At 74.9% G+C, this 21,005-nt stretch carries 13 protein-coding genes and 1 pseudogene; 9 read left to right on the top strand and 5 right to left on the bottom strand.

What is annotated here, in order from left to right; translation table 11 throughout:
• The first annotated feature begins 39 nt into the window (after nucleotides 1-39).
• The 3 genes from guaB (at nucleotide 40) to AC3CHW_RS12830 (ending at nucleotide 3,158) form a co-directional block, all read left to right on the top strand.
• Nucleotides 40-1,542 carry an IMP dehydrogenase gene (gene guaB / locus AC3CHW_RS12840; RefSeq protein WP_176163573.1) on the top strand — a complete coding sequence of 501 codons (1,503 nt, stop codon included), beginning with the start codon at nucleotides 40-42 and terminating at the stop codon, nucleotides 1,540-1,542.
• A gap of 122 nt (nucleotides 1,543-1,664) precedes the next feature.
• Complete coding sequence (locus AC3CHW_RS12835; protein WP_176163574.1) at nucleotides 1,665-1,931, top strand: hypothetical protein; 267 nt, start codon at nucleotides 1,665-1,667, stop codon at nucleotides 1,929-1,931.
• Between the two features lie 99 nt (nucleotides 1,932-2,030).
• A complete protein-coding gene (locus AC3CHW_RS12830; protein WP_398609697.1) occupies nucleotides 2,031-3,158 on the top strand; it encodes a GuaB3 family IMP dehydrogenase-related protein in 1,128 nt (375 codons plus the stop codon).
• 177 nt (nucleotides 3,159-3,335) lie between these two features.
• Here AC3CHW_RS12830 and AC3CHW_RS12825 read toward each other — a convergent pair whose 3' ends face one another.
• Entirely contained in the window at nucleotides 3,336-3,974 is a 639-nt protein-coding gene (locus AC3CHW_RS12825; RefSeq protein ID WP_398609698.1) for a hypothetical protein, read from the bottom strand.
• 344 nt (nucleotides 3,975-4,318) lie between these two features.
• Here AC3CHW_RS12825 and AC3CHW_RS12820 point away from each other — a divergent pair, with 344 nt between their 5' ends.
• The gene (locus AC3CHW_RS12820; RefSeq protein WP_488470542.1) at nucleotides 4,319-5,512 is read left to right on the top strand and encodes a rod shape-determining protein; all 1,194 of its coding nucleotides are present in this window, start codon (nucleotides 4,319-4,321) and stop codon (nucleotides 5,510-5,512) included.
• A 200-nt stretch (nucleotides 5,513-5,712) separates the two neighbouring features.
• On the opposite strand, the gene AC3CHW_RS12815 is transcribed toward AC3CHW_RS12820, so the two are convergent.
• Nucleotides 5,713-6,867, bottom strand: coding sequence for a sensor histidine kinase (locus AC3CHW_RS12815; RefSeq protein WP_488470541.1), 1,155 nt, complete (start codon nucleotides 6,865-6,867; stop codon nucleotides 5,713-5,715).
• 217 nt (nucleotides 6,868-7,084) lie between these two features.
• Nucleotides 7,085-8,386, bottom strand: a complete 1,302-nt coding sequence (locus AC3CHW_RS12810) for a nucleotide sugar dehydrogenase (protein WP_488470540.1) — start codon at nucleotides 8,384-8,386, stop codon at nucleotides 7,085-7,087.
• A 487-nt stretch (nucleotides 8,387-8,873) separates the two neighbouring features.
• On the opposite strand from AC3CHW_RS12810, the gene AC3CHW_RS12805 reads away from it, so the two are divergent.
• The 3 genes from AC3CHW_RS12805 (at nucleotide 8,874) to AC3CHW_RS12795 (ending at nucleotide 15,813) form a co-directional block, all read left to right on the top strand.
• Nucleotides 8,874-10,580, top strand: coding sequence for a glycerol-3-phosphate dehydrogenase/oxidase (locus tag AC3CHW_RS12805; protein ID WP_187061115.1), 1,707 nt, complete (start codon nucleotides 8,874-8,876; stop codon nucleotides 10,578-10,580).
• A 445-nt stretch (nucleotides 10,581-11,025) separates the two neighbouring features.
• Complete coding sequence (locus AC3CHW_RS12800; protein WP_488470539.1) at nucleotides 11,026-12,906, top strand: serine/threonine-protein kinase; 1,881 nt, start codon at nucleotides 11,026-11,028, stop codon at nucleotides 12,904-12,906.
• A 228-nt stretch (nucleotides 12,907-13,134) separates the two neighbouring features.
• On the top strand, nucleotides 13,135-15,813 hold the full coding sequence (locus AC3CHW_RS12795; RefSeq protein ID WP_488470538.1) for a protein kinase: 2,679 nt from the start codon (nucleotides 13,135-13,137) through the stop codon (nucleotides 15,811-15,813).
• A 364-nt stretch (nucleotides 15,814-16,177) separates the two neighbouring features.
• Here AC3CHW_RS12795 and AC3CHW_RS12790 read toward each other — a convergent pair whose 3' ends face one another.
• On the bottom strand, nucleotides 16,178-18,580 hold the full coding sequence (locus AC3CHW_RS12790) for a serine/threonine-protein kinase (protein WP_488470537.1): 2,403 nt from the start codon (nucleotides 18,578-18,580) through the stop codon (nucleotides 16,178-16,180).
• Between the two features lie 652 nt (nucleotides 18,581-19,232).
• Here AC3CHW_RS12790 and AC3CHW_RS12785 point away from each other — a divergent pair.
• Both AC3CHW_RS12785 and AC3CHW_RS12780 read left to right on the top strand, forming a co-directional pair.
• A pseudogene (locus AC3CHW_RS12785) lies at nucleotides 19,233-19,415 on the top strand (ATP-binding protein); the annotation flags it as partial.
• Nucleotides 19,407-20,105 (top strand): ATP-binding protein, encoded by a 699-nt coding sequence (locus AC3CHW_RS12780; protein WP_488471035.1) that lies wholly within the window; start codon nucleotides 19,407-19,409, stop codon nucleotides 20,103-20,105. The pseudogene AC3CHW_RS12785 and the gene AC3CHW_RS12780, both read left to right, overlap by 9 nt.
• 418 nt (nucleotides 20,106-20,523) lie before the next feature.
• On the opposite strand, the gene AC3CHW_RS12775 is transcribed toward AC3CHW_RS12780, so the two are convergent.
• Nucleotides 20,524-20,886, bottom strand: a complete 363-nt coding sequence (locus AC3CHW_RS12775; protein WP_176166338.1) for a MerR family transcriptional regulator — start codon at nucleotides 20,884-20,886, stop codon at nucleotides 20,524-20,526.
• Nucleotides 20,887-21,005: the final 119 nt, after the last annotated feature.

Genomic DNA, 21,005 nt, shown 5'->3' with positions numbered 1-21,005 from the left:
GGGAGTCCGCGCCGAGGCAAGACCATCTGGAAGGGTGTCATGACTGACAACGTCGACGGAGTGCCTGAGAAGTTCGCGATGCTCGGGCTGACGTACGACGACGTGCTGCTGCTGCCGGGCGCCTCCGAGGTGCTGCCCAACGCGGTGGACACCTCGTCCAGGATCTCCCGCAACGTGCGGGTCAACATCCCCCTGCTGTCCGCGGCGATGGACAAGGTCACCGAGTCGCGGATGGCGATCGCGATGGCCCGCCAGGGCGGCGCGGGCGTGCTGCACCGCAACCTCTCCATCGAGGACCAGGCCAACCAGGTCGACCTGGTCAAGCGCTCCGAGTCCGGCATGGTCACCGACCCGATCACGGTCCGCCCGGACGCCTCGCTGCACACGGCGGACGCGCTCTGCGCGAAGTTCCGCATCAGCGGCGTGCCGGTCACCGACGAGGCGGGCAAGCTGCTCGGCATCGTTACCAACCGCGACATGGCCTTCGAGCTGGACCGCAGCCGCCAGGTGCGCGAGGTCATGACGCCGATGCCGCTGGTCACCGGCAAGGTGGGGATCTCCGGCGAGGACGCGATGCAGTTGCTGCGTCGCCACAAGATCGAGAAGCTGCCGCTGGTCGACGAGGCGGGCGTGCTCAAGGGCCTCATCACGGTCAAGGACTTCGTCAAGGCCGAGCAGTACCCGCACGCGGCCAAGGACGCCGAGGGCCGGCTGGTCGTCGGCGCGGCCGTCGGCGTGGGCGACGAGGCGTTCGACCGGGCGCAGGCGCTGGTGGAGGCCGGGGCCGACTTCCTGGTGGTGGACAGCGCGCACGGACACAGCCGCGGCATCCTCGACATGATCGCCAAGATCAAGTCGAACGTCCGGGTGGACGTCGTGGGCGGCAACGTCGCCACCCGGGACGGCGCCCAGGCGCTGATCGACTCCGGCGTGGACGGCGTGAAGGTCGGCGTGGGCCCGGGCTCGATCTGCACCACGCGCGTGGTGGCCGGCATCGGCGTGCCGCAGGTGACGGCGATCTACGAGGCGGCCCGCGCCTGCCACGCGGCGGGCGTGCCGCTCATCGGCGACGGCGGCCTGCAGTACTCGGGTGACATCGCGAAGGCCATCGCGGCCGGCGCGGACACCGTGATGTTGGGCAGCCTGCTCGCCGGCTGCGAGGAGTCGCCCGGCGAGATGGTCTTCATCAACGGCAAGCAGTTCAAGTCCTACCGGGGTATGGGCTCGCTGGGCGCCATGCAGTCCCGTGGCCAGGCCCGTTCGTTCTCCAAGGACCGCTACTTCCAGGACAACGTCCTGTCCGAGGACAAGCTCGTCCCCGAGGGCATCGAGGGCCAGGTGCCCTACCGTGGCCCGCTCGCCTCGGTGGCCCACCAGCTCGTCGGCGGCCTGCGCGCTTCCATGGGGTACGTCGGCTCCGCCAACGTGGCCGAGCTCAAGGACAAGGGCCGCTTCGTGCGCATCACCGCGGCGGGCCTCAAGGAGAGCCACCCGCACGACATCCAGATGACGAGCGAGGCGCCGAACTACTCGCGGCGCTGACCGGTGGCTCCACCGACTGGTGCGATCGGCCCGGCCGCCCCACGGCCGGGCCGATCGCCGTTCCGGCCCCCGGGGCGGGGCGACAGCCGCTACGCTCGTCGGCGCCTACCGAAGGGGGTCCGATGCTGTACGCGGTGAAGTTCACCGAGGAAGCGGCCCGGGTCCGCGACGAGCTCCCCGGCGACCGCCGGGCCCTGCTGGAGCGGGGCCTCACGGTGTTGGCGCAGGACCCGCAGCCGAAGATCTCGGTGCCCATCTCGGGCGACGAGACCACCCGCTCGCTGGCGCTGACCCCGAACATCGGCATCGAGTACCTGGTCAGCGACGGCCTGCTGCTGGTCCTGGTGGTACACGTCGTGGACTTCACCCAGGTCCTCGTCGAGGAGTGAGCGCGCGGCCTCGCGTGATGCGCCCGCAGACCATCCCGTGCGCCCCCAGTGCCCCCGGTCGGGGATACTGGGGGCGTAATCCGTAGGAAGGGCCACACAGTGACTGAGATCGAGATCGGCCGCGGCAAGCGCGGTCGCAGGGCGTACGCGTTCGACGACATCGCCATCGTGCCGAGTCGTCGCACCCGGGACCCCAAGGAGGTCTCGATCGCCTGGCAGATCGACGCCTACCGCTTTGAGCTGCCGTTCCTGGCCGCGCCGATGGACTCGGTCGTCTCGCCGCGGACCGCGATCCGCATCGGTGAGCTGGGCGGTCTCGGCGTGCTCAACCTCGAAGGGCTGTGGACCCGGTACGAGGACCCCGAGTCGCTGCTCGCCGAGATCGCCGAGCTGGACGAGCACACCGCGACGCGTCGGCTCCAGGAGATCTACCAGGCCCCGATCAAGGAAGAGCTGATCGGCCAGCGCATCAAGGAGGTGCGGGACTCCGGCGTCGTGACGGCCGCCGCGCTCTCCCCGCAGCGCACCGCGCAGTTCTCCAAGGCCGTGGTCGACGCGGGCGTGGACATCTTCGTCATCCGCGGCACCACCGTCTCGGCCGAGCACGTCTCCGGCGCCGCCGAACCGCTCAACCTCAAGCAGTTCATCTACGAACTCGACGTGCCGGTCATCGTCGGTGGCTGCGCCACGTACACCGCCGCCCTGCACCTGATGCGCACCGGCGCGGCGGGAGTCCTGGTCGGCTTCGGTGGCGGCGCCGCGCACACCACGCGCAACGTGCTGGGCATCCAGGTCCCGATGGCCACCGCGGTGGCCGACGTCGCCGCCGCGCGCCGGGACTACATGGACGAGTCCGGCGGCCGGTACGTGCACGTCATCGCCGACGGCGGCGTCGGCTGGTCGGGTGACCTGCCCAAGGCGATCGCCTGCGGCGCGGACGCCGTGATGATGGGTTCCCCGCTGGCCCGCGCCACCGACGCGCCGGGCCGCGGCTACCACTGGGGCATGGAGGCCGTCCACGAGGACGTGCCGCGCGGCAAGCGGATGAACCTCGGCGCGGTCGGCAGCACCGAGGAGATCCTGCTCGGCCCCTCGCACATCCCCGACGGCTCGATGAACTTCTTCGGCGCGCTCCGCCGCTCGATGGCCACCACCGGCTACTCGGAGCTGAAGGAGTTCCAGCGGGTCGAGGTGACGGTCGCCCCGTCGCAGCACGACAAGCGGTGACGATTCACCGCCCCTGACCTGCCCGGTCGCCCCGCCACCGAGCCGGCCCGCGCCCCGCGCGGCCCGGCTCGCCCGGCCTCGGCGACCCACGGTCGGTCCAACACAGCGCCGCGCCCCGCCGATTGACTTCGGCGGGGCGCGGCGCTGGTGCGTGGAGTGCGGGCGTCAGCCCGTCGCTCAGCGGTTGCTCAGCTTGTGCGCGGCACCGTAGGCGGCGATCGGCGACAGCGCCAGGAAGATGTACGTCAGGGCGTCGGCGTCTTCCTTCCAGGCGTCGAACAGGTCGCCGAACTGGTCGAAGAAGAGGTCGTTCGCCGACGGCACCTCGCTGCCGTCGCCGCCCATGCGCTCCACGGCGTTGCTCGCGAAGTCGCTGGCGACCATCGCGTAGCCGTACAGCTCGCCGAGGAAGATGGCGACGAGGGCGAAGACCGCGCCGACGATCCACAGGCCCTGGTTGCGCCCGCCCAGCTTGGCGACGACGAAGCCGACGAGCGCGCCCAGCGCCACACCCGCGTAGGCGAACTGCGTGATCTCCGGCTGCTGGCCGTCCGTGTCCGCCAGCGCGCTCAGCAGGAAGGCGTAGAGCAGCCCGCCGACGAGGGCGGCGGCGACGCCGGCCAGGAGGGCGAGGCCCGCGTTGCCCTGGGGCGCGGGGGCGGGGGCCGGTGGCGGGAAACCACCGCCGTACTGGGGCTGCTGCTGACCACCGGGGTGGGGCTGCTGCGGGTAGCCGTAGCCACCCTGTTGCTGCGGGTACCCGCCTGGCTGCTGGGGCTGTTGGGGCTGTTGTGGCTGCTGCCAAGGCTGGCTCATGAGATCCCCCGGGGATGAAGGTGTGTGCGACCGCGCTCCGGGGACAGAAAAAGGTGGAGTGCGGTTGGTTATTTTCGAGCCACAAACTAACAGCTTGGTCGGACGGTCAGACAAGCTGAGGAGTTGTCCGTGACACGCCTGGGACGTGCCCGAGACAACCTGGCCCGCTATATGCCCATTCGGCGCTGTCGGCCGTGAAGAGTTGGTGCAGGGCCTCCACAGCATGCGACCGCTTGTGGAGCGGGCGCCGTGGGGCTCTCGCAGGTCGGGAGGGGCTCAGGGGGGCGCCATCTGGCGGGCGTTAAGCCGAGATAAGAATCCGGCATAGGGAATAATCTCATCTTATGGCGCAAAGTAAGTCGTTCAGCGGACGTGACATGGGCATTGACCTCGGCACCGCGAACACCCTGGTGTACGTGCGGGGCAAGGGGATCGTGCTCAACGAACCATCGGTCGTCGCCGTCAACGCGGTGGACGGCACGGTGCTGTCGGTGGGGTCGGAGGCCAAGCGCACCATCGGCCGTACGCCCTCCAACATCGTGGCCGTGCGCCCCCTGCGGGACGGGGTCATCGCCGATTTCGAGATAGCCGAGCGGATGCTTCGGCACTTCATCAAGAAGGTCAGTGGTGGGCGCCGGTTCTCCCGGCCCCGGGTGGTGATCTGCGTGCCGTCCGGGATCACCGGTGTGGAGCGGCGCGCGGTCATCGAGGCCGCCTCGCAGGCCGGGGTGCGGCAGGTGCACCTGGTGGAGGAGCCGATGGCCGCGGCGATCGGCGCCGGGCTGCCGGTCGGCGAGCCCACCGGCAGCATGATCGTGGACATCGGTGGCGGCACCACCGAGGTCGCCGTGATCTCGATGGGCGGCATCGTCACCGCGCGCTCGGTCCGTACGGCGGGCGACGCGATGGACGCGGCGATCACGTCGTACGTCAAGAAGGCGCACTCGCTGGCGATGGGGGAGCGCACGGCGGAGCACGTGAAGATGGCCATCGGCTCGGCGGCGCCCACCGGTTACTGGTCGGCGCAGACCCTGGACGCGCTCAGCCGGCGGGCCGGGTCCGACGTGGAGTTGCCCGCAGAGCAGGCCGCCGCGGTGGAGGAGGCGGCCGAGGGCGCGGCGGAGAGCGACGCGGAGCGTACCCAGGCGATGTTGCCGCCGGACCGGTGCACGGTGCGCGGCCGGGACCACGCCAGCGGGCTGCCCAAGACGTTGGAGCTGACGGCGGACGAGGTGCGGCACGCGCTGTCGGAACCGGTGGAGGCGATCGTGAGCGCGGTGCGGCAGACGCTGGACGAGACGCCGCCGGAGCTGGCCGGCGACATCATGGACCGCGGCATCGTGCTGACCGGCGGCGGGGCGCTGCTGCGCGGCCTCGACACCCGGCTCAGCCAGGAGCTGGACATTCCGGTACTGGTCGCCGACGAGCCGCTGGACTGCGTGGCGGTGGGCACCGGGCGGTGCGTGGAGGACTTCGACGCGCTCCGCAAGGTGCTGGACGCGCAGCCGCAGCGACTGGTGCAGATGTCCCGGGTCTGAGCCCCGCGCCCGCCGGACGGCGGTGGCGGTGGCGGTGGCGGTGACGATGGCGGTGGCGGTGGCGGTGGCGCTCAGCGGAAGTCGGGCCCGGTGGCGTGCGGGGGAGGGCCGCGCCCGGCGGTGGCGTGCCGGTGGCCAGCCGGAGTCGCGGTCGGTGTCAGCGAGCATCAGTGTCAGCCGGGGGCGTGGCCGAGTCGGAGTCAGTCGGAGTCGGGGTCGGTCAGGGGGAGTTCGGCGGTGAGGCGGAAGCCGCCGTCGGGTGCGGGTTCCGCGCGCAGCGTGCCACCGACGCGCACCAGCGTCTCGGCCAGCGCGTTGATGCCCTGACCGGTGCCCGGCAGCGACTGCCGTGGCCCGGGCGGTGGGGCGTTGACGACGCTGGCCCGCAGGGTGTCGCCGGTGCGGGTGACGCGCAGGTGGGTGGCGGCGCCGCGGGCGTGCCGGGCCGCGTTGTTCAGGCCCTCGCGCAGCACCCGGGAGCACAGTCGTTGCGCCTGCTCGGGGGCGTCGTGGGCCGCCGCCGACACCTCGGCCTCCAGCGGCATGCCGTGCGCGCGGTAGGTGCGCAGGAGCGGTTCCAGCTCGTTCAACAGGGGCTCGCTCGGGCGGGCCACGGAGGCCGGGCGGCGCAGCATCTCCAGGGCGACCCGGAGTTCCTCCATGGCCTCGCCGGCGGCGTCCGAGATGGCCCAGCACTTGTTCCGGGTGCGTTCGTCCGTGCCGGGTTGCACCTCGATGGAGGCGGCCTGGATCGACATCAGGCTGATCCGGTGGCCCACGCCGTCGTGGACGAGGGCGCTGATGCGGTTGCGCTCGTCGAGCTCGCGGGCCCGCAGCTCGCTCTCCCACTGGGCCCGCCGGGAACGCTCGGCGGTCTGTTGGGCGCCCACGGCGAGGCCGAGCAGGGCGGGGAAGAGGAGTTCGCCGAGTTCGTTCAGGACCGGCCGCTCCTCGAAGAGGGCCGCGCCGTCGAAGGCGTGGCTGGTGGTCCACGCGGCGATCGGCACCGCGACGGTGGCGAGCGCGAGCCAGGGACGGCGCAGCCGGACGGCGGTGTAGGTCGCCACGTACAGCGGCAGGTGTTGCCCGCTGGCGAGGAAGACGGCGCCCGCCGCGCTCGCGAAGGCGGTCGGGTGCCGGCGGCGGACGGCGATGGCGGCGGTGCCCGCCAGCGCGATCAGCAGGGTCAGCCAGAGTTCGCGGACCAGCCCCAGCTCCGGGCGCAGCAGCGTCGCGGGGACGACGATGACGGCGACGGTGACGGCGAGCAGCAGGTCGCGGCGGGGCGAGCGGACCAGGGCGAGGAACCGGTCCTCCGCCCACGCCGCCGCCCGGCGCGTGCTCAGTCGCGGCATCGGTCCGCCCGGAGGGGTCGTGGGAAGGCCCAGGGGCCGGCTGTTCGGGTGGGTCGGGGCACGGCGGACGTGCCGGTCGGCGTACGCGCTCGCGTACGGGCGTGGAACGGGGCCTGTTCACGATAGAGCGAATGTGCGGCGGTGTGACCGTTATGTCGCCAGGCTCACGGCCGAAGGGCGCGGGGCGCGGGGGCCGTGTGAGGGGGGGCCGCGCGGGCTAGAGGCGGTGGGCCGTGCCGGCCGGGCTGGCGCCGCGGGTGTCCAGGAGGAGTTGGGCCTTGGCGGCCAGGCCCTGGAGGTCGTACGTGCGGTGCTGCTGGAGCAGCACGGTCAGGTCGGCGTCCGCCGCGGCCTCGTACGGGGACTCGGCGCGCGGGACCGGGCGGCCGTGCACGCGCCACCGCGGGACGTACGGGTCGTGGAAGCTGAGCTGGGCGCCCAGTTCCTGGAGGCGGGAGGCGATCTCACGGGCGGGGGCGCCGGTCTGGTCGGCGACGTCGGGCTTGTAGCTGACGCCGAGCAGCAGCACCCGCGCGCCGCGCGCCGACTTGCCGTGCTCGTTGAGCAGGGTCGCGCAGCGCTGGGTGACGTAGCGCGGCATCCGGCCGTTGACCTCCTGGGCCAGTTCGACCATCCGCAGCGGGTAGCCGAGGGTACGGCCCGGGTAGCCGAGGTGGCCCGGGTCGACGGCGACGCCGGGGCCGCCGACGCCCGGCCCGGGGCGGAACGCCTGGAACCCGAACGGCTTGGTCTCCGCGCAGCGCACCACGTCCCACAGGTCGACGCCGATGTCGTGGCAGAAGATGGCCATCTCGTTGACCAGCGCGATGTTGACGTGCCGGTAGTTGCTCTCCAGCACCTTGACCGCCTCCGCCTCGCGCGGGCCACGGGCGCGGACCACCTTGTCCGCGAACCGCCCGTAGCAGGCGGCGGCGGCCTCGGTGCAGGCCGGCGTGAGGCCGCCGATGACCTTGGGCGTGTTGGCGTAGCCGAAGGCGCGGTTGCCGGGGTCCACCCGGCTGGGCGAGTAGGCGAGGTGGAAGTCCCGTCCGGCGCGCAGCCCCGAGCCGGCTTCGAGGATCGGGCGGAGGAACTCCTCGGTGGTGCCGGGGTAGACGGTGGATTCGAGCAGCACCGTGGTGTGCGGGCGCAGGTGGTCGGCGAGGGTGCGGGCGGCGTCGCCGACGGCGGTCAGGTCGAGCGACCGGTCGGCGGCGAGCGGGGTGGGCGCGCAGATGACGGCGGTGCGCACGCGGCCGAGCACGGCCGGGTCGGTGGTGGCCCGGAAGCCCCCGGCCAGCATGCGGCGCAGGCCGGCCGCGGACGGTGGGCCGGCCCCGGGCTCCTGTTGCGCCGCGCCGCCCCCGGCGCAGCCGCCGGGCGGGCGGCCCGCGGTGAGTTCGGCGACGGTGTGCGGGTCGGGGTCGTAGCCGATGGTGTGGAGGTGGGCGGCGGTCGCGGCCTGGGCGAGCGGGAGGCCGAGGTGGCCGAGGCCGATGACGGCGAGATCGGCGCGCATGGAGGTGCCGTCCTTCCAGGGCGATTCCGGATGGCGCGAATTCACACTAAGCGGAAATATGACCCACGGTGCGGATTGAGGGCCGGGCCTGACGCGGCGTAGCCCGCTTGGGGGCCTGGCCCGTCGTGGTGCGGTCTGCGACGCGGGTGTGGCCTGGTCGCGGTGCGGCCCGCGACGGGGGCGTGCGGGGGCGCGGGCGGCGTACGCGGTGCGGGGGTTTCCGAGCCGGGCGCGGGTGGCGCGGGGAGGTCACGCGCGGGCGCGCGGGCGCGTGGGGCGGGAGTGCAGGGCCGTGGGTGGCGGGGTAGGCGGGGGGTGCGGTGGCGCGGGGAACCGGGTGCTGTTCGCCGCCGGGCGTGGGGCGCGCGGTGCTGGTCACCCGGGTGGCGTAGTGGGCCGGGACGGCGGCGCAGGCTGGCTGGGCAGGCCCCAAGCGGTCAAAATCGTACAGAAGTGAGCGTGACCCCGATCACAGTGGGAGGCAGTGGTGAGGACAGCGACCCTGGGACCGGCGGAGCGCGCCACGGCGCTCGCCCAGATGGCGGGGCAGGAGCTGGACGTGCTGGTCATCGGCGCCGGCGTGGTCGGCGCCGGCACCGCGCTCGACGCCGCGACCCGCGGCCTGGCCACCGGCCTGGTCGAGGCGCGGGACTGGGCGGCGGGCACCTCCAGCCGGTCCAGCAAGCTGATCCACGGCGGGCTGCGGTACCTGGAGATGCTCGACTTCGCCCTCGTACGCGAGGCGCTGAAGGAGCGCGGGCTGCTGCTGGAGCGGCTCGCGCCGCACCTGGTCAAGCCGGTGCCGTTCCTGTACCCGCTGCAACACAAGGGCTGGGAGCGGCTGTACGCGGGCTCGGGCGTCGCCCTCTACGACGCCATGTCGGTCTCCTCGGGACACGGCCGCGGGCTGCCCGTCCACCGCCATCTGACGCGCGGCCGTGCGCTGCGCGTGGCGCCCGCTCTGCGCAAGGACGCGCTGGTGGGCGCGTTGCAGTACTACGACGCCCAGATGGACGACGCGCGCTTCGTGACGACCCTGGTGCGCACCGCCGCCTCGTACGGCGCGACCGTGGCCAACCGCGCCCGCGTCGTCGGCTTCCTGCGCGAGGGCGAGCGCGTCGTCGGGGCCCGGGTCTCCGACCTGGAGCAGGGCGGCGAGTTCGAGGTGCGCGCCCGACAGGTCGTCAACGCCACCGGGGTGTGGACCGACGACACCCAGGCCATGATCGGCGAGCGCGGCCAGTTCCACGTCCGCGCCTCCAAGGGCATCCACCTGGTCGTGCCCAAGGACCGCATCCACTCCACGACCGGGCTGATCCTGCGCACCGAGAAGAGCGTGCTGTTCGTCATCCCCTGGGGCCGGCACTGGATCATCGGCACCACGGACACCGACTGGGATCTGGACAAGGCGCACCCGGCCGCTTCCAGCGCCGACATCGACTACCTGCTCGAACACGTCAACTCGGTGCTCGCGACGCCGCTCACCCGGGACGACGTGGAGGGCGTGTACGCCGGGCTGCGCCCGCTGCTGGCCGGCGAGTCGGACGCGACCAGCAAGCTCTCGCGCGAGCACACCGTCGCGCACCCGCTGCCGGGGCTGGTCGTGGTCGCGGGTGGCAAGTACACGACGTACCGGGTGATGGCCAAGGACGCGGTGGACGAGGCCGTGCACGGGCTCGACCAGCGCGTCGCCGGCTGCGTCACCGAGGACGTGCCGCTGGTGGGCGCCGAGGGCTACCGCGCCCGCTGGAACGCGCGGGCCCGGCTCGGCCGCCGCGCCGGGCTGCACGTGGCCCGGGTCGAGCACCTGCTGAACCGGTACGGCTCGCTCGCCGACGAACTCCTGGAGATGATCGCCGCCGACCCACGGCTCGGCGAACCGCTGCCGCACGCCGAGGACTACCTGCGCGCCGAGATCGTCTACGCCGCCTCCCACGAGGGCGCCCGCCACCTGGACGACGTACTGACCCGGCGCACCCGCATCTCCATCGAGACCTTCGACCGCGGCACGCACAGCGCCCGCGAGGTCGCCGAGCTGATGGCGCCCGTCCTTGGCTGGGACGCGGGTCAGGTGGAGCGGGAGGTCGAGCGGTACGAGAAGCGGGTGGAGGCCGAGCGCGAGTCGCAGCGCCAGCCGGACGACCTGACGGCGGACGCGGCACGGCTGGGCGCCCCGGAGATTCAGCCGCTGTGACCGCCGGCGCCCGGCGCCCCGGCGGCGCCGGCCGCGCCCCGCGGGCCATCCCGCCGCTGCCCCGCCGCCCACGTGCCCGGCGCGCTCCGCCACCCGGGCCGGCCGGGCCCGCGCGGGCGCTCGGACCGTGCGGAGGGCGCCCGGCCGCGCGCCGGCCCTCCGTACGGGCGGTCGATGAGGCCACGCCCGGCCGAACCTTGGCCGAATATCTACGGAATGACGAGGGAACAGCGGGCGCGGCGCGCCGCTGGGGCCGCGTCGAACGTCCCTGCTCAACCAGGAGTGGCGGGAAATGATTGGCCCCCCGCGCGCCTCGCGCGACACCCCGTCGCCCCGTGTCGTGACCGGGGCGCGCCCACGCGCGCGCTGGGCCGGTACTTCCGCCCGTTCGTGGATGAGAGACAATGGACGCTCTGCCAGGGTGGGTTGATTGCAGAGGGGACGCATGTCGGAGGCGGAGCAGACGCAGGGCACGACTGGGCGCCTCCTCGCTGGGCGGTACCGGCTCGGCGAAGTCCTGGGCCGGGGCGGCATGGGGACGGTCTGGCGAGCCCGTGACGAGACGCTGGGCCGCACCGTCGCGGTGAAGGAACTGCGCTTTCCGTCAAGCGTGGACGAGGACGAGAAGCGCCGCCTGATCACCCGTACGCTGCGCGAGGCCAAGGCCATCGCCCGGATTCGGAGCAACGGCGCGGTCACGGTGTACGACGTCGTCGACGAGGACGACCGGCCGTGGATCGTCATGGAGCTGATCGAGGGCCGTTCCCTGGCCGACGTGGTACGCGACGACGGCGCGCTCACCCCGCGCCGGGCCGCCGAGGTCGGCCTCGCCGTCCTCGACGTGCTGCGCGCGGCGCACCGCGAGGGCATCCTGCACCGCGACGTGAAGCCGTCCAACGTGCTGATCGCCGACGACGGCCGGGTCGTGCTCACCGACTTCGGCATCGCGCAGGTCGAGGGCGACCCGTCGGTGACCTCGACCGGCATGCTGGTCGGCGCGCCGTCCTACATCGCCCCCGAGCGCGCCCGCGGCCACCGGCCGGGGCCGCCGTCGGACCTGTGGTCGCTCGGCGGCCTGCTGTACGCGGCGGTCGAGGGCGTCCCGCCGTACGACAAGAGCACGGCCATCGCCACGCTGACGGCCGTGATGACCGAGCCGCTCGACCCGCCGAAGAACGCGGGCATGCTCGAGGAGGTCATCTACGGCCTGCTGGCCAAGGACCCGACGCACCGGTTGGACGACGCCGGCGCGCGGGCGCTGCTGACGGCCGCGGTCAACGCGCCCGACGACGTCATCGACCGGCCGGTGTCGGCCGTCGAGCCGACCCGCACCATGCCGCTGCCCGCGGCGCCGACCGGCCCGTTGACGCCGCCGCGCCCCGGCCGGGCCCACCAGACGCCGGCCGCGGGCACACTGCCCGGCGCCGCCGGCCGACCCGCGGGCCGCGCGGCGAGCGCCACCGGCCTCGCGAGCGGTGGTCAGCCCACACCGCGCCGGGACGCGGCGACCCCGCCCCGGCCGCACGCCGTCCCGGGGGCGCCGGCCGCGCCGGGGCCCGCCGGCGGTTCGCGCGCCTCGATCACCGACGTGGTGCCCAAGCGGACGCTGGTCATCGTCGTGGTCGTCGTCCTGCTCGCCGTGCTGGGCACGGTGCTCGCCTTCGCCCTGGACGGCGGCGGCGACGGCGACAAGTCCGGTGCCCAGCCCACCGCTTCGAGCGGCCAGGACCAGACCACCGAGCCCGACCCGACCGGCGACGACGACGCGAACGCGCCGTCCACCGGCGCCCAGGACCCCACCGACCAGGGCGAGGGGAAGGACGGACAGGACCAGGGGGACGGGAAGTCCGAGCAGCCGGGTGACGCGCTGCCGGCCGGCTACCAGCGGGTGAGCGACGACGCGTTCCACTTCGGCATGGCGCTGCCCAAGGGCTGGCAGAAGCGGCCCATCCCGGGCTACAGCGGCGGCACGGTCTACAGCGCCTCCGGCGGATTCCCGCGCGTACAGGTCGACTTCAACGCCAAGCCGCTGCCCGACGCCGCCAAGGCGTGGCGCGGCGCCGAGCCCGGTGCCTCCCGCACGATGAAGGGCTACCGGAGCCTGGGCATCCGCTCCGTGCAGTGGAAGGGCTACCCGACCGTCGCCGACTGGAGCTTCGAGCGCCAGCAGCGCGGCCAGGCGGTGCGGGTGCTCAACCGCGGCTTCAAGGTGGACGCCCACCGCGGCTACGCCGTCATGATCACCTGCGCCAGGGACGCCTGGACGGAGAAGGAGTGCGCGACGCTGCGACAGACCGCGCTGCGCACCTTCACCCCGCGCGGCTGACGGGTCGTACGCTCTGGAGTGGGAGCGCGCCCGGTGCCCTTGCGGCGCAAGGGCCGTGCCGGGCCGCCGTCGAACGAGCGGAGTCGGTGGAGCGGTCGGCAGGAAGCCGCTCGGGCCCGTATCGTGAGAACCCGCCGCCGTGGGTAGCTGTACAAGCGCGGGGTTAGAGACCGGTAGAACGGTGACGCGCGGTGAGCCTTGGGCGAATCGCGCGCTTGGGGAGGCGTCGTGGACGACTACGCGGGTCGGGTACTCGCCGACCGCTATCGACTGCCGCTGCCGCCCGCCGATGAGTACGAGTTCGTGGAAACCCGCGCGTTCGACACCTACAGCGGCCAGGAAGTCCTGCTCAGGCAGGTGCCGTTGCCCGAGGTCGTCGAGGCCGAGGTGGTCGGCGAGGGCGCGGCCCACGGGGCGTACGGCGCCGGCGGCTGGCCGGGCGGCGGCCTCGACGCGCGGCGCAGGCCGGCGCACCTCGACGGCATCGGCGACCCGGCCGTGCGGCGCGCCATCGACGCGGCCACCGCCGCCGCCCAGGTGCCCGACCACCCCCGACTCGACCAGGTCTTCCACGTCTTCGCCGAGGCCGGCAGCCTGTGGATCGTCAGCGAGTACGTGCCGGCCCGGCCGTTGGCCGCGCTGCTCGCCGAGCGCCCGCTCACCCCGCACCGCGCCGCCGAGGTCGCCGCCGACGTGCTGACCGCGCTGCGCGCCCTGCACGCGCACGGCTGGACGCACCGCAACATCACCACCCGTACCGTGCTGGTCTGCGACGACGGCCGCGCGATGCTCACCGGGCTGGCGGCGGGCGCGGCGGAGGAGGCGCTGTGCGGCTACGACCCGGTGCCCGAGGCGCTGCGCGCCCCCCGCCCGCGCGAGCCGCTGGACGATGCGGTCCCCGCCCGCGCGGCGGAGCCGGGCGCGCGCCCGGCGGCCGGCACCCCGCGGGTGGACGCCGGCGCGGTGCCGTCGGCCCGCCCCGGCACCGGCCCCGACTCGGTGCGGGAGGCCGCCCCGGGCGGCCCGCCGCCCGGCCCGGGCCCGGCGCGGAACGCCATGCCGCCGCCGGCGGCCCCGGTCGTACGGCGCGGCCCCGCCGGCCCCGTCTACCGGGACCAGGGCCCGCCGGGCGGCGCCGCGCCAGCCGGCGGCGGCCCGGGCGAGGGCGGAGCGGACCCGTACGGGCGGGCCACGCCGTCGCGCGCGCCGCGCGCCGGCGCCATCGCCGCCTACCGCGCCGGGGCGCGGGCCGCCGCGCGCGAGGCCGTCGAGGGCTCACCCGCCGACACGACCGACACGACCGACACGACATCGGGCACCGGCCCGGCCGCCGGCGCGCGCGCCGTGGCGCCGGGTGCGGCCGGGGCGCGACCGGGCGCGGCGGTCGAGGACGAGTGGTGGGCCGAGGGCCGCGACGAGCCGTACTGGGACGAGGACCAGGAGGGCGCCGAACCGGGGGCACCCGAGGCGAGCGAGCCGGCCGACGAAGCCGACGCCGACGCGCGCGTGGCCCCCGCCGCGCCCCGGGGCGGCGACGGCTACCGCGGGCCCGACTCCGCGCTCGCCGCCGAGCGGGCCCGGCAGGCGCGCATCGTCGTGGTCGGCGCCGTCACCGAGCGCTGGGCCCCCGAGCAGGCCGGCCCGGTGCACGAGAACTGGCGGCTGGCCCCGCCCGTCGGCCCGGCCGCCGACCTGTGGGCCGTTGGCGTACTCCTGTTCCGCGCGGTGCAGGGGCACGCGCCCTACCCCGAGGACAACGCGAGCGAGCTGGTCCATCTGGTGTGCGCCGAGCCGCCCGCGTACGCCGAGGAGTGCGGCGCGCTGCGACCCGTGGTCGAGTCGCTGCTGCGCCAGGACCCCACCGAGCGCCCGGACTTCGAGGAGTTGCGCGGCTGGCTGCGCTCGCTGATCAGGTCGGCGCCCGAGCCCGACGTCGGCAGCCGCACCGTCACCGTGCCGCCCGCCGAGGCGATCGGCACCGGCGACCCCAGGCGGCTGCCGATCCTGCGCCGCCGCGGCGAACTGGTGCGCCGCCGGCGCCAGGCCGCGACCCTGCACGGCCGGCACCGGCACAAGCGGGGCAAGCCGCCCCGGGTGCCCCGACAGCGCCACGAGACGCACGACGCGGCGCCCCGGCAGGAGAAGCACCTGCGCCTGGAGGCGCACGACACCGCCCCGCTCCGCGACACCCGCGCGCCCGGCGCGCGCGCCCCGCGCCACCTGGGCCGGTTGCTCCTGGTGTTGATACTGCTGCTGCTCGCGGCCGGGGTGCTGTACGCCATGTTGTTCATGCCCAAGGCCGACGAGGGGGAGGGCCCGGACCGTGGCGCCGGCACGTCGCACAGCGGCCCGCCGGCCACCGACCCGGAAGCCGGCCGCGTCGACCCCGGCGAGCGGGCCGGCGACGGAGCGCCCACCGGGCAGCAGCCGCAGTCCACCGACCCGACCGCCCTGGCCAAGGGGTTCGCGCTGCGCAAGGACCCGGACGGCTTCCAGGTCGCCGTCGCCGAGGACTGGAAGCGCCGCCCGCCCAACGGCCGTGGCCAGATCCGCTACCTCGGCAGCGACTACGAGATGATCGTCGTGCCCGGCCGGGACAAGACCGCCGAGTACGGCAGCGACCCCATGAAGTACCAGCAGAACCTGGAGCCGGAGCTGGCCCCGTACCGCGACTCCGACTGGGCGTCGGCCACCGGGCTGCGCCGGATCGACGTGGGCCAGACCGCGATGGCCGAGGGCGCCTTCGGTTGGAAGGACACCAGCGGGCGGCAGGTGTACGTGCGCAACCTCGCCATGATCATCAGTGGCCGGTACCACGTGCTCCAGATCATCGGCCCGGCCGACGAACGCGGCGCCGTGGACCGCTACTTCGACCAGGCGGCGGCCAGCTACCGCGCCACCCGCTGATCACCGAGCCGCCGGCCGCCCGGAGCTGCCGGGTGGCCCGAACGTCGGCGGGTGGCGCGAACACCGGGCGGGCGCGGGCGCCGGCGGGCGGGCGTAGGCGGTACGGGACGAGCACGAAGCCGGCGGACGGCGAGACCCTGAACGGGCGTCCGATCAGACGGCGCTGACGCGGAACGGAGTGCGGCTCAGGCGTCGGGCGACGGGCAGCGGTTGGCGTGCGAGGCACGGGCCACGGTCGCGGCCTTCTGCCCCTGCCTTTGCCTCGACCTCGACCTCGACCTCGTCGAGCTGGTTCCGGACAGCCTGGCGGGTTGAGTACCGGGACGGGGTGCGGCTGTTGCTGCCGGCAGGTGTCCGTCCGGGCTCAGTCTTCCTTGGGCGTCGGCTTTCCGCTCGGGCTCTCCCGGTCGTCGGGCCGTGCGTCGGGCTTGGCCTCGGCGTCGGGCTTCGGTGTGGCCTCCGCGTCCGCATCGGCGTCGGGCTTGGCGCCGGTGGTCGGGGTGGCGGACGGGTCCGGTGCGGCGTCGACGCGGAGTTGGTCGCGGGCGATGGCGAAGAGTTCGTCCTGCTCGGCGCGGTGTGGCCCGGTCGCCGTGGTGTCGATGAGGAGCTGGTAGACGCGCTGTTCGGCGCCGGGGACGAAGAGTTCGAGGCGGCGGCGCTGCTCGCGCTTGCCCCGGGCCTGGTAGTCGACCTCGATCCAACGGGCCCGCTGGCCGTACCAGTCGATGCTGTGCCGGCGGGTGCGCACGCCCTCCATCGCCGAGTCCTTGGTCGTGCGGTACCAGGTGATCTGCTTCTCGGACGCCTCGGTGGCGGTCGCGCCGCGGCTCGTGTCGCGCTTGAGGCTGATAGTGAAGGCCCGCTTGTCGCCGCCGACCCAGTTGGCCTGCGTGCGGGTCGTGTCGCGCAGCGCGTAGCCGTCGGGCAGGGCCACCGTCGCGGTCAGCGGCTGGTGCGGGTGCAGCCGCCAGCCGGCGGGCAGTGCCGGGCGCCCGGCGTCGGTCGGGGTGGCCGTGGGCGTCGGGGTGGCGGTGGGGCTCGCGGCCGTGCTGGGCGGGGCGCTGGTCGGGGGAGCGGGGGCGGCCTCGTCGTCGCTGAGCGGGCCCGTGAGGAGGAAGACGCCCGCCCCGACGACGAGCACCAGCGCGCCCAGCGCCCCGACGGCGACGCGGGGCCGCACCCCGCCCCACGGCCCGCGCTTGCCCGCTGTGCTGCCGGCCCCGGCACCGCCCGCAGCCGCACCGCCGGCCGCGCCGGCCGCCTGCGCCGTCATGGGCACGGCCGGCGGCAGCGCGCCGGGCAACCCGCCCGCGCGGCCGGCCCCGGCCGCCTGGCCCGCGCCGCTGGACGTCCCGTACCCGGCGGAGTGCGGCGGCAGCGGCGTACCGGCCTGGCCGTACGGAGAGACCGCCGGGCCGGCGGCCGGCGGCCCGGCGGCGCCCAGGCCGGCCGGGGCGTGCTGACTGTGCTGGTCCTGCGGGTTGGGCTTGTGGGGCTGGTGGGGCTGGTGGGGTCGTGCGAGCTGGTGGGACGGGTCGGCGGGGTGTGACCGGTTGCCGAGCGCGGTGAGTTGTTGGGTGTCGTCGGACCTGGGTGCGCGCTGCGGCTGTGACGGCGCCGGTCCCGGCTTGGCGCCGGTGTCGGCGCCGGTGTCGGCGTCAGGGGCGGGGTCGCCCGGTCGTAGTGCGCGGAGCTGGATGGTGTCCATCGCCGAGGGCTTGCGGGGCTGGTTGCCGGGCCGTGGCCGCTGCGGCTCCGGCGCCGCCGCCAGCGCGCGCAGCGCCTCCTCGGCCTGTTCGGCCCCGGGCCTGGCCGCCGGGTCCCGCGCCAGCAGCCGCCCGATCAACTCGGTCAGCGGCCCGGTTCGTACGGGTGGGTGCGGCCCGGCACCGAGCATCGCCGCCACCGTCTCCGCCGGGGTCTCGCGACGGAACGGAAGCACGCCCTCCACCGCCGCGTACAGCACGACACCCAGCGCCCACAGGTCCGCCGGCGGCGCCAGCGCGGCGGGCTCGGGGCCCAGCCGCTCGGGGGCGACGAACTCCAGCGCGCCGGCCGGTCCGTGGGCCGCCGCCGTCCCCGCCGCGCTCGCGCCGGGGGCGGGCGTGCCGGGGTGCGCCGCGCCGGCCGGGTCGCCGAGCGCCGCCCGTCTCTGCTGGTCCACCGCGTGCACCATGCCGAAGTCGGACAGCACGATCCGCCGAGCGCCGTCGCCCGCACCCGGGGCGGCGCCGGTGGCGGCCGGGCGCTCTCGGCCGAAGAGGATGTTGCCGGGCTTCACGTCGCCGTGCACGATGCCCGCGGCGTGCGCGGCCCGCAGCGCGCCGGCGACCGCGAGGCCCACGTGCGCGGCCTGCCGCACGCCGAGGGTGGCGCCGCGCAGCGTGGCCGCGAGCGAACCGCCGCGTACCAACTCCATCACCAGCCACGGCCGGTCCTCGATGGTGAGCACGTCGTGGACGGTGATGACGGAGGGGTGCTCGATGCGGGCGGCGGCGCGCGCCGCCTGTCCGAGCAACTCGTACGCCCGCGCGCGCTGGTCGGCCGGGAGCCCCGCGGGCAGCCGGGGCTGCTTGACCGCCACCTCGCGGCCCACGAGTTCGTCGCTGGCCTGCCATACGGTCCCCAGCGCACCGTCGCCGAGGTGGTCGCCGAGCCGGTAGCGGCCGGCGAGCAGCCCCCGGCCGTGGAACGGCCCCGGACCACCGCCTCGTCCCACCGGCGGCTGTTCCCCCGACATCGCGCCCTCCCCTCCGTGCGTCATGTCGTCCATCATCGCTCGATGTTGCGACGTACGGGACACAAGGGGGCCCTCGCGCGCGAGGGCCCCGGGCGCGGACGGCGGAGGGCGGCGCGCGACGGCGTGCGACGGGGCGCGGCGGGAGCCGGCCGAGCCGCCCTCGGGAACTCACGCGGGGACTTCCACGGGGCCGACGTCGCGGCATCCGGCGGGGCTTCGACGGGGCTTCGGCGGGGCGCGGGGCGGCCTGCGGGAGGGGCGCGCGGCCGGGAGTGCGTCGTCACGGAGCGTCGATGCCGTGTTGTGTCCTTGGCGCGGCTCGTTACGCGGGGGAGTCGGCTTCGCCCTCCGGTACGCTCCGTTGGATGCGAGCTGTGCGGAGGCACGAGGACGCGGAGCGGGTCGCGACGGCGGCTTCGGCGGCGCGCCCAAATGCTGCTCGGACGGGGCGTGCGGCCTTTGCGCGGGCCGTTGTTCGACTCCCCGCGATGTGCGTCGCACAGTATGCACCACCCATACTCCTTGGCGCTGGAATATGTCTGAAGTGCTTGGTGAGGTGACTGTACGTCAACCATGCTGTCTCGTTGTGGGGTCACGTTCCGTGATCCCGGAGAGGCGCGAAGCGATGTGTCCACCGGTTCGGATGGTGTGAGCGGTGCAGGTGCTTCAGGTACAGATGGAGGTCCGGCCAGACCCGGCCGAGGTGGGAAGGGCGCGCCGCTGGGCGCGGTCCCGCCTCGTGCGCTCGGGGGTGGCCGTTGACGAGCCGTTGGCAGAGACGCTCGTCTTGTTGATCTCAGAGCTAGTGACCAACGCCGTGGTGCACACGGGCTGCCCCGCCGTGCTGCGGATGCTCTTCCCCGCGCAGTGCGCGGACCCCGCGGACCCCACAGATCCCGCAGACCTCGCGGACGGAGGCCAGGGCGGCGCCCCGGCCGCCGGCTACGGCGCGGCGGGCCTGGACGCGGCCGACCCGGCAGCGGCGGGCACGCCCGCGCTGCCACCCGGCGCGGGCGCCGGGCTCGCGGCGCTGGCCGACGGGGCGTACGGGGCCGGCTCGACGCCCGCGCCGGCCAACGGCGTTGACCCGCCGGCGGTGGCGATGGTCCGGGTGGAGGTCGCCGACGCGAGCGCCTGCCCGCCGCGCCCCCGGTGCGCCGACGACGACGACACCAACGGGCGCGGCCTGGAGTTGGTGGACGGCCTCGCGGACCGCTGGGGCTGGCAGCCGGAGGGCAATGGCAAGAGCATCTGGTGCGAGGTGGACCGACAGGGCGCCACCACGCCGTCCACGGCGTACTCCGGCGCGCACCTGGCCGCCCAACCCGCCCAGCCCCCCGAGGCCGCCGAGGTCGTGCCGCCCGGGCTGGTCGGCGGCGCGACCCGGAACGAAGCGGGTGGTTCCGAGGTCCTGGGCCCGGCGGCGGCTGCCGCGACCGTGACGACCGCCGGGACCGTGGCCGCCACCGGGACGGCGGTGGCCATCGAACGCGCGGTGTCGCTGGCGGGCGCGTGCGCCACCCGGCGCCGCGCCGCGCGCCAGATGTGAATCAATAAGTCCAGACCAGGTGTTGACGTGGCGTGTTCAATTGATCACCCTTAGGTGCAGCGATACGCCGTGAGGGGACGCCGAGGGCCGCTCGCGCCCGGGTGCGGAGACGCCCGCGGCCTGGTCCTCGGCGAGAGCGGATCGCGGTTCGGCGCGCTTCCAGGGCGGCGGCGCCGGATGGGCTGGCGGTGCGCGGTGCCGTGCTCGGGGCGCGCACGTGCGCACCGCCCAGCCAAGTCCCCTGCCCGGCGCGGCACGTGGCGCCCGGCCGCACTCCCCGAGGAGCGAGCGGCGGGCGCTCGCCCGTGGACGCGGGTCGCTTCGGGTCGCGCCGTACGGGCCGTACGGGCCGTGGTGAGCCGCGCCGTACGAGCCCTGCCGGCGCGTCGTACGCACCCCCGTCACATACGCACCCCTGTCAGGGAGCGTGGCGGGGCGCGGCCTCGATGACCTCTTCCAGCAGCCGCCGTGAGGCCAGGAGTTCGGCGACCTGCTCGTCGATCCGGTCCCGCTCGCGCCGCAACTCGTCGGCGAGTTCCGGCGTGCACGGCCGCAGCACCCCGTCCCGCTCGCACACGCTCGGCAGCAGCCGGCCGATGACGGCGGTGGTCAGGCCGGCGGCGAGCAGCGACCTGATGTAGCGCACGAGCCGTACGTCGTCCTCGGCGTAGACCCGGTAGCCGTTGCCGAGCCGGCGCGGGGTGAGCAGGCCCTGTTGCCCGTAGTACCGCAGCAGCCGCACGCTCACCCCCGTGCGCTCCGCGAGCTGGCCGATGCGCAACGGCGGGCCCGACTCGGCTTCCGGCTCCGCTTCCGCCGCCGCCGACGCCGGCGTCCGCTCCGGGGCGGGGCCCGTGGGGCGCGCCGTCGTCGGGGCGGTGGTGCCGCCCCGGGGGTGCT

The organism is Streptomyces sp. MGP-BFMKR1 (genome assembly GCF_057766585.1).
The sequence above is the reverse complement of the archived record's forward strand: the minus strand, read 5'-3'. Positions and strand labels throughout refer to the sequence as shown.